Genomic DNA, 10,705 nt, shown 5'->3' on the forward strand with positions numbered 1-10,705 from the left:
GCGCTGCGCATGCGCATCATAAGTTGTAACAACCCACTATTTGACAATGCCTATCAAATTATCTTAACAGCTGCAGCTGCAAAGATTCACGTCCAAACCTTGGACTGGTCCTCAGACGCAGCGATAGTCAACGATGACGCGAAGTTCGAACGACGCTGTATGGAGCTGGGTTACCAAGCTGTAGATCTAGCGGCAGAGCCCTTATTTCGCTTGCAGCTTGTCAAGCGCTCTAACAGTGCACATACGCTCGTGATGTCGGCTCACCACACCTGTATTGACGGTGTATCGATGAACGTTATTAAAGAAGCTTATACCAAGCTTTATAGCGCGATCAAAGCCGATCCCAATGCAAATCAGCAAGCGTTGATTACACAGCTATTGGTTGATGATGATTACCAGCACTATGTGCAGCAACAGTACACCTATACCGATCAACAGCAAAATATTGAGCAATGGCGCGCCCTATTAGAAAATAATCAGGCTGCTATTCCGCTGCTAACATCGGCCAATACAAACGATAGCACTAAGCAAGAATTTATCGTTAGGCAATATCAAGACAGTGCTGAGCATCGTCAACAGATTGAAGCTTTTTGTGCCAATCAAAATATTGCCGTAGCCAGTTACCTTAAAACGGTTTATGGCTTACTGATACAAGCTTATTGCTATAGCGAGCAAGGATTTTCATTTACTGAAATTATTGCCGGTAGAAATCGCAATAACTTTGCCCAAGTTGGCTGTTATTTCCAACACCGCCAACATTGCTTCTCTAGCATAAACTGTAACGACGAACTGCTCAGGCTGTTGCAAGACGTTGACCAATACCGGCAGCAAATGCGCAACACCGGCGACATATCAAACGCCATGCAGCGCCAATTAATGCCAGAGTCACCGGTGCAGTTTTTATTTAATTTTTATACTTTAGAGCGTGACTTTGAGTTTGCCGGCGAACGGATTTCAAGCGCTTTAATACCACCAGAGATGGATCAGGCGATCAACTTTACGTGTCAACCCAGCGACCAAGGTTTCTTGCTCAACCTAAGCTATGCGCAGGGTCGCTTTAATGGTGATGCGTTTTTCGAGCATTTTGCAGCGCTATCAGCGCAAATTTTAGCTGGTACGCAAGTGATTAGCGCGCTACAGCTTAACCCAGCAACACTCAATGCTCAAGATAACGGGCTTACTGCGCCAGACTATGATCAGCACACCGTGATTGCCAAGATTGAAGCGCAAATTGCACGCAGCCCAGACTTACCAGCCGTGTATTGTGATAATCAATGCTACAGCTATGCCGAGCTGAATCATCGGGCAACTCAGCTTGCTCAGCAATTATATGCGAACAATAGTTTTGAGCCCGGTGTGCGCATTGCCATCTGCCTACCAGCAGGCATTGAATTTATGACAAGCTTACTTGCCTGTCTTAAGCTTGGCGCTTGCTATATTCCGATAGATGCGAACTACCCCAGTGCGCGTATTGCTTATATTCTTAAAGACAGTCAGGCTAGCTGCTTTATTAGCAATCACGATATTTATTGCATATTGCAAGAAGATCAAGAGCGCAGTTTAACGACTGCGATTTATCTTATTGATAAGCCAGAGCAGCAAGCAGTTAAAACTGCAGCCAGCACAAAAAATCCAATATTAAGCTCGCCTTACCTAGAACAAAATTTAGACAGCCCGCTGTATGCTATTTACACCTCAGGTTCTACCGGCAAACCCAAAGGCGCTTTAGTCAGTCAGCGCGGCGAACTAAACCTAATAGACTGGTACAACACGACGTATCAGTTAGATAGCCAAGATTGTGGCTTAATCATCTCGGCCTTGGGTTTTGACCTAACTCAGAAGAATCTTTTAGCGCCGCTTTGTGTCGGCGCTAGTGTTAGTTTTTATCAGCAGCCTTATGACGGCAAGACCATTGCTCAGCAAATTAATGCGCAATCAATCACTTGGATTAACTGCGCCCCAAGTGCACTTTACCCAGTTATTGAGGCCAGTCAAACGCATGCCTACCAGCCTCTTCGCTCCTTACGCTGGGTGCTTTTAGGTGGCGAAAGTATTCGCAGCGAGGCGCTATCCGATTGGCTAAATCACGCTGATTGTAAGGCTCGCTTGGTTAATATGTACGGTCCCACCGAATGTACCGATATTGCCAGTCATTGTATTGTTGATGATATTAACGCTTTCTCATCTGCCGCTATACCAATTGGCAGCGCTTGCCAAAATGTTGGCTTGCATATTATTGATGCTAGCCAAAAAGTATTAGACCAAGGCATGGCTGGCGAGCTTTGCATCAGCGGCGAAAGCTTAGGCCTAGGTTATATCAATCAAGCCAAGCTTAGCGAGGAGGTTTTTATTGAACATCCTCAGCTGGGCAAAATTTATCGCACTGGCGACTTAGTTCATTGGCGCGATGATGGTCAATTTGTATTTATTAGCCGCTTGGACCATCAGGTAAAAGTTCGCGGCTTACGCATTGAACTCGGTGAGATAGAGTGGGCATTTAAGTCGCTAGCTGGCGTCACCGATGCCCTAGCCGTTGCTAAGCATGATGAACTGTTGGTATACCTTATCAGTCAAGATGAAGATGTTGACTGGCGTAGCGACATTGCTAAACAGCTGCCAGCTTATATGCTGCCACAATCGGTGTTTGTCTTGCCAGACTGGCCGCTTACCGCTAATGGTAAAATTGATCGATCAGCATTGCCTGATACGCAGCAAGCACGCGTTGAATTAATCGCCGCACGCAATCAAACTGAGCAAGCTATTCTCAGCATCTTCGAGCGCAGCTTAGGCAAGCAAGGCATTTCAATTAACGACAACTTTTTTGAACTTGGCGGCCACTCGCTGCTTGCAGCGCGAGCAGTGAATGAAATTCGCGAGCAATTTCAGGTAGAGCTACCCTTGCGCGAAGTGTTTGAATCTCCAACGGTCGAGGCGATTGCCGCCATCATAGATAACGGACAGGCGGCCACTGCGCTGCAGCTGCCTGCACTAGCGCCACATGTCGAGCCGGCAGAAAACGGCCACTACCCCCTAAGCCAGCAGCAGCAGCGAATGTATCTAATCGAACAGATACAAGGTGCTAGCACCATGTATTCTATTCCATTAATTGTACAGCTGCAGCAAACTGAGCAACAGGCAATCGATATTGCTGCCTTGCGACACGCCATTACGCAGCTTGGCGAGCATTATCCAATATTGCGCACACGCATAAGTCATCAACAACAAACCCAGTACCAGCATCCGCAGCAAAGTTTTCAATACATCAGTAACGAAGCATTACAGCTAACCCTGCACCGATTGGATTCAGATACTGCTATAGACAAGGCGTTAGCATGGGAAGCGCAAAAGCCTTTTCGATTAGACGCTGATGAGGCACTGTTTGTTGCGCATGCCTACCAATTAATCGATAAACCAGAGCGTTTAGTTTTACTGATTAATCACCACCATATTATCTCGGACGGCAGCTCCATTCAGATTCTTATCGAACGGCTGGGGGCTTTTTACCAAGCAGCCTGTCAAGGTGATGAGATTTCGCCTGATCCTGAGCAGCGTAGCTATTTTGACTATGTTTACTGGCAGCGGGACATATTGCAGAGTGAAACTTACCAACAGCATATGGATTACTGGTTAAAACAGTTGTCGCAGCCGCCTGTATTAGCATTAGCAAGCGATCTTCGTCAGCCGGCAGAGACATTGAGCCGTCGTGGTGAGCTGATCAGCTTTGAGATCGTTAGCAGCACCGTCACTGCACTCCAACAGCTAGCAGTAAACCACCAAAGCAGTCGTTTTAGCATTTATCTTGCCGCTTTCAACCTACTGTTATCGCGCTACAGCGAGCAGCAAGATATTATTATCGGCACCACCGTAGCCAATCGCCCGATCAGCAGCATGCAGTCGATTCCGGGTTTTTTCGTCAACACCTTAGCATTACGCAATCAGCTTAATCACGACGAGAGCTTTTTAGAGCTTTTAAACAAGGTCAAAACATCGCTTGATCAAGCACTATCGCGCCAAATGGTGCCATTTGAGGCATTACTCGATCAACTGGAGCTTGACCGTAATCTTGCTCACTCACCGGTTTTTCAGGCATTTATTAACTATCAGTCAGCCGACCAGCTTAATCAACAGCCAGATACGTCGAGCTTTATGCTACATGATTTAATGGTTAGTCCTTATCATGGCGTAGACGACAGTTTAGCTACCAAGCGCCAGGCTAAATTTGAGATAAGCCTCAATATTGCCGAATCAAGTAACGGCGTTAGCGCTTCAATTGAATACCGCAGCCAATTGTATAGCCAGGCTTCTATGCAGTTATTTGCCGATCATTTCTGTCAACTGCTAGCCGAAATAAGTCAGCACGCTGATCGCAGCCTGCATCAAATAAATATGCTAAGCAATGCAGAACTTAATTGGCAACTCGCACTCGATCAAACTGACAGCTTAAATCATACTGCCTACGATTTTAGTCAGGATATTGAAAATTTTGACCAGCTTTTAGGCATTCATCAGTATATCGAAGCTCAAGTTGAAAAAACGCCTAACGCAATAGCGGTTGTCGATGAAAAACAACGATTAAGCTATGTCCAGCTAAACTGCCAAGCTAATCAACTGGCAAGACACTTAAAAGCTAATGGCGTTGAAGCGAATAGCGCTGTAGCAATCTGCATGCAGCGTAGTTGCAATATGTCGATTGCGCTTCTGGCAAGTCTAAAACTCGGGGCGCATTATATTCCTCTGGACCCGACTTTACCGCTTGAGCGCCTGCAATTTATGCTACAAGACACTAACGCTGCCTGTGTTTTGTATAACAGCGCCGACAAATCGCTTGATGAAGTCATCTCTGGTTTAATCGCAGCAAAAAAATATGCGGTCAATCAAACAAAAGACTACCGCCAGCAAGAAGACAGCAATTTAAATATTATTATCGACTCAGCGCAGTTATTTAATATTATTTACACCTCGGGATCTACCGGAAACCCTAAGGGTGTAATGGTACCGCATCGCGGTATTATTAATCGCTTACTCTGGATGCAGCAGCAATACCCTATTGACGCTGACGACAAAATTTTACAAAAAACACCATTTAGTTTTGATGTGTCTGTATGGGAGTTATTCTGGCCACTAATGGTGGGCAGCCAAATTGTTTACGCTAAACCTGAAGGGCATAAAGACCCTGACTATCTGGTCGACTGTATTCAACGTTATGCGATTAGCACGATACATTTTGTACCTTCTATGCTGTCGTTATTTTTGCAGTCAAGCCAGGTGGCTAAATGCCAGAGTCTGCGCCAAGTATTCTGCTCAGGTGAAGCCCTACAATTGTCACAAGTTGATGACTTCCATCAGCGCCTCAATCATGCAAAGGATCAAAGTCAGTTTATAGCGCTGCATAATTTATATGGCCCAACTGAAGCGTCAGTTGATGTCTCTTTTTACGCTTGTGATGCCAATGATAGCCACAGCTCAGTTCCTATCGGTAAACCTATCGCTAATACCCAGTTATTAGTGCTGGATCAATATTTGCAACCACTGCCAGTGGGTATTGCCGGCGAGCTTTATATTGGCGGTGCTAACTTAGCGCTTGGTTATCTTAATCAGCCCGCTTTAACTGCGGCCAGTTTTATTGATAACCCTTTCTATCATAGCCATAATTTCCCATCGGAAAAATTATATAAAACTGGCGATACGGTAAAATATTTAGCCGACGGTAATATCGCCTATCTCGGCCGCAACGACAATCAAGTAAAGATCCGTGGTTTACGGATTGAATTGGGAGAAATCGAACAAGCTTTACTTAACTTGGACGTCATTGACAGTGCCTGCGTTATCGCTGAGCAGCATCAAGGTGAAGCAATTATTATCGCCTATTACTGCAGTTCAAAAGATGTTGAGCAAACCCTTCTACAAACATCCCTACAACAGACATTACCGGCCTATATGCTGCCGAATTTTTACCTGCCGCTTACCGCTATGCCGTTAAGCGCCAATGGTAAGCTCGACCGAAAACAACTGCCTAAGCCAGATTTACAACAGCTTGCTAATCAATCATCTGAATTTATCGAGGCCACTACAGCAATTGAAAAACAGCTATTGCTTTTTTGGCAACAGCTATTGCAGCTGAGCGCCATCAGCAGTGACAGTGATTTCTTCCAAATAGGTGGGCACTCATTAAAAGCAGCCAGCTTAGTCGCAAAAATTCGCCAAGCCTATGCCGTTGACATTCAGCTGCGCGACATGTTCGATGCCCGCAATATTCAAGCGCAGGCGCTGCTGATAGAGAGCAAACAGCAGCAACAACATAGCAGCACGCCCATTGAAGCACAGCAAAGCCGTGAGCATTTACCTTTATCATATGCTCAGCAACGACTCTGGTTTTTAGCTCAGCTCGACCCTCAATCTGCAACTTATAATATGCCGGCTGCGCTGCGTATTCGTGGCAAGCTGAATACCCAGTTATTAAGCGAAGCTTTCGCTGCAGTGATCAATCGACATGAAGTATTGCGCAGCAACATTATCAATCATGCTGGTGAACCACAGCTGCAGATTCACTCAAGCATAGAAACGCCGATTGAATGTATTGACGTCAGTAATGAGCAAGCAGCGCTCGATTATGCACGCATACATGCGCACCGTGAATTTGACTTAAGCCATGGCCCTCTGATTCATATAAGCGCATTAAGCATAGATTCAGACTTACATATTGTCTTGGTTAACATGCATCATATTATTTCTGATGCCTGGTCTATCCAGATTCTAATTAAAGAATTGGCATTGCAATATGTCAATGTATCGCAACAGCAGTATATTCGTTTAGAAGAGCTACCAATTCAATATGCCGACTACGCCAGCTGGCAACGCAACTGGCTACAAGGTGAAGTGCTAGACCAACAATTAGACTTTTGGCGCAAAACACTTGCTGGCGCCCCGAGCTTGCTGCAGCTTCCAACTGATCGCCCGCGCCCATCGACACAAACCTTCGCTGGCGCTGTTTTCTCTGGCGCAATATCGCCTACATTACAGCAACAGCTGCAGCAATTTTCTCAGCAACAGCATTGCACGATGTTCATGACTTGCTTATCGGCATACGCTGTGATGCTGCAATACTTTGCCAAGTCAGATGACATTTGCATCGGCATTCCATTGGCAGGGCGCTCTCTGGAAGGTGTTGAGAACCTGATAGGCTTTTTTATTAACGCGCTGATTATTCGACACGATTTATCAGATAATTTATCGAGCCATGAATTATTAGCGCAAACAAAAAAGCAAGTGTTAGCGGCATTTGCACATGAACATATACCGATTGAGATGCTGTTAAACGAACTAGACGTTGAACGCAGCTTGGCGTATACACCGATCGCGCAATGTGCTTTCAATATGCTTAATCATCAGCCGCTAGACTTATTATCTGGTGAAAATGATATTGGCTTAGACATTGAGCTACTAAAGAGCGAGCAAACGGTTGCCAAATTTGATTTGCAGTTTAGCTTACTTGAAACGGATCACGGCATCGACATTAACATTGAATATGCCAGCGATCTGTTTGATGAGAGCAGTATTGCCAAATTTTATCAATGCTATATACAGATACTCGAAAGCTTTGTTAGCCAAGCGAATATNAGCCTGTATCAGTTGAATAATCAGCTAACAGCAACGCAGTTCAACTTTGACTCACAACAGCTTGCTCTGCCGCCAACGCTGCAGGATATGTATTTTAGTGCCTTAGCGAAACCAGATACACTCGAGAACTCGATTGGCTACGGCTATTATTATCATTTCGCGATCGACTCAGAACTGTGGCAGCAAGCTTTAGCTACGGTAAGTAATGCCTACTGCATGCTGCGTGCAAGGACTAACAGGCTATCAACTATTCAACCGCCGCAACAGGCCATTATATTTAGCATAACAGCAGCTGAAGATTACTCCATTGAATCCGCGTATGAGTTTATTGACTTATCAGATCGAGCACTCAGTCATGCGCAAATATCGACGTTAGCTGAGGAGAAAACTTTCAGCCGCTACGATATTGAGAATGGCCACCTCATTCATTACCGCTTATTCAAACTGGATGATCAGCGATATTATTTCAATATGGCCTGTCATCACCTTATCAGTGATGCTTTTTCTGCGCTCGCACATGCCAAACTGGTGAATCAGGTTTACCAAAATCTCGTTCAAGGTAAGATAGCAACGCATAACTTGACTATGCAAGACAGCTTTATTGACTTTTGTCAGCAAAGTTTGCAACAGTTTGACCAAGCTGAAAGCGTTGCCTACTGGCGCGAAAAGCTAAGCACCACTGAAGCTTTAGTATTTCATGATACGCAAAAATCGCCTCGCGCAGTTCAGCAGCAGCTTGCCTTAACTGCTGCACACCTCAAGCAAATCAAACAATTCTGTAAGCAGCAAATTATTACGCCAGCGATTTATTTTAAGGCGCTGTATGCCATTCTGATTCAGCTATATACCAGAGCAGAAGCAGACTTTGTCATCACCGAATTTAATGCTGGTCGCAGCCAAGATGAAATGCTCAGTCAAGGTTGCTTCTTTAAACGTCAGCTAAGCTTTATTTCTCAAAAAAGCNTACATTCATCGNTAGATCAGCTATTTAAAGCGTTTAAAGCTGAACAAAAATCAAGTCGTAAGCATCATACTTTGAGCAATCAAAAACTACGCCTCATTCAATCGCAGGCCGGTCTTAGCTTTGCATTTAATATGCTCGCTTTCGAGCATGATCTTGAGGTATTAGGACACAATGTTAGCTGTGATCGGTTCACTCCTAATGCTGATGGTGTTGTTGATTTTAGGGTTCAGTTAGAAAACGACAGTTGTACACTTTATCTGGCTTATGACGAAGCTGAATTCGATAGCCTTGATTTTCTGCAGCGCTTTATCGCTATTAGCCAACAGCTGTTGGCTAACACCATTGAGCACACTGGCGAGATCGATTTTTTATTGCCACACGAGCAAGATATTGCACTTTTGAATGGCATACAATCGCACGATTTGCAGACTGATAGCGAGTTATCTGCAGGCAGACATCATACTGAGCGCTTACTCGTACACGATATGATCAGCTTCACAGCCACGCGCTTCCCGAACAAGACTGCCATTATTGATAGGCATGGCGATATAAGCTATCAACAACTTGAGCAACAGAGTAATCAATTAGCCCATGCATTGATTAAGCAAGGTTTACCGCAGGGTGCACATGTTATTGTTGCTTTAGAGAAACGTAAAGAGCTTATTGTTGCGCTACTAGCGGTACTCAAAGCAGGCGGCTGTTACATCCCGCTTGACACTAGCTATCCCGAAGCGCGTATTCGTTATGTGATTGATGATTCAGCCGCGCAATATGCTATCACTGAGACCGCGGCAATTTCGGCGTTTAGTGACATAGCGACTGTGATCGATATTGATCAAGTTTCTCTGACAGAATACGCAAGCGACTCACCTGATATCAGTGTCGAACCCGGCCAGCCGATTTATATGATTTACACCTCGGGCTCTACCGGCAAACCTAAGGCCGCCTCGGTATATCACCACAGTGAGGCGCGCTTACTGCAGTGGTATTGCCAACACTTTGGCTTTAGCAGTGACGATAAAACCCTGATTATCTCAGCGATTGGCTTTGATCTAACACAAAAAAATCTGTTTGCCTTATTACAGCTTGGAGGCACTGTGGTGATGCCGCGCAGCAGCGATTTTGATATCAATATGCTGTTAGACGATATCCAACAACAGCAGATTAGCTATATCAATTGTGCGCCGTCGGCATTCTATCCTCTGACTGAACTGGCAAGCCCGAAACAGTTGACGCATTTGACCAGCCTTAAACAGCTTTTACTTGGCGGCGAGGCAATCCAGCTCGATCGCTTTGCCAACTGGGTAGCACAAGATCATTTTAACTGTAATATTGTGAACATGTACGGCCCAACCGAATGTACAGATATTAGCACCAGCTTCACGCTTTCTGCTGCTCGGCTTAAATCTTTATGGCAGCAAGAGCAACTCGATAGCTTTACGGTACCGATGGGTGAAGCAAGCGCCGGCAACCAATTATTACTGCTAAATGATCAACTACAAAGGGTGCCCCCAGGTCTCCCGGCTGAGCTTTATATTACGGGTCAGCAAGTAGGACTTGGCTACTGGCAACGCGAGGCGCTTAACCAAGAGGCGTTCATCAGTCACCGACTAGATAAAGATCTTGATAGCAGGCTTTACAAAACCGGTGATATTGTTCGCTTAGCGATCAGCGATGATATACCTCAACTGCTATATCAAGGTCGACGTGATTACCAAGTGAAGCTGCGAGGTTTACGTATTGAGCTTGGTGAGATTGAACATGCACTGTCTAGTTTGCCAGAAATTAAAGACGCCACTGTCTTAGTCGATCACGATGAGCTGTTAGCCTTTGTACTTGGAGAGCAGCTTGAAAGCAGCAATTGGCGTGAGCTTCTACAGCAACGTTTGCCAGACTTCATGCTGCCTAAATCGCTGACATTTTTAGCCAGCTGGCCGCTCACTCCAAATGGCAAAATTGATCGACAGGCATTATTAGCGATGCCGCGAAAACAGGTAGCGGGCAATCAATTTGTCGCCCCACGAACCTCGTTAGAACGCGATCTTTCCGCTGTATGGAAAGAAGTCTTAGGCGTTGGCGATATTGGTATTCACGATAACTTCTTCGACTCTGGCGGCGATTCAT

At 45.2% G+C, this 10,705-nt stretch carries 1 protein-coding gene; it reads left to right on the forward strand.

Annotated features, from left to right (window positions below):
• Positions 1-10,705 (forward strand): amino acid adenylation domain-containing protein (locus HRU21_05990; protein NRA41845.1); only part of this gene is annotated, 10,705 nt, incomplete at both ends.

This window comes from Pseudomonadales bacterium (assembly GCA_013215025.1).
GTDB lineage: Bacteria > Pseudomonadota > Gammaproteobacteria > Pseudomonadales > DT-91 > DT-91.